This is a genomic window from Acetonema longum DSM 6540, assembly GCF_000219125.1.
Taxonomy (GTDB): domain Bacteria; phylum Bacillota; class Negativicutes; order Sporomusales; family Acetonemataceae; genus Acetonema; species Acetonema longum.
On the sequence record NZ_AFGF01000285.1, the window covers coordinates 1 to 388 of the forward strand.

The window sequence follows — 388 nt, forward strand, 5'->3', positions numbered from 1 at the left end:
GGCGGACTCACGAAAAGAGACACCTACTTCGCTGGGATAGTAAAAGACCAGTACTTCTTTAATTGGAATGGAAAACTCCGTACAATCACCGTACTCGACGAAACTGATGCACAGAAGAAAGAACGATTAAAAGGTAAGCTGGGCGAATTCGCTTATGGAGTGACTATTCTGGGGTTGGGCTATTCGGGAAGCAGCGTAATCGGGAAATTCGGTATTGGCAAATATGTAGCTGTTGGAAATAAAGCGGCAAATGCCGCGGAAACATTATCAGAAACAACTGCCAAAGGCGCTGCAAAAGTAGATGTGGCTCAGCCAGTGGGGACTGCGAAAAGGTCGGACAGTTTTATAGATTTTGATTTACAACTTTTCGCGGAAAGCGGAGACGTTG

General features: G+C 45.6%; 1 protein-coding gene. It reads left to right on the plus strand.

Annotation, left to right across the window (positions count from 1 at the left end; all coding sequences use genetic code 11):
• A partial coding sequence (locus tag ALO_RS22675; protein ID WP_004100054.1) for a hypothetical protein occupies nucleotides 1-388 on the plus strand: 388 nt, incomplete at both ends.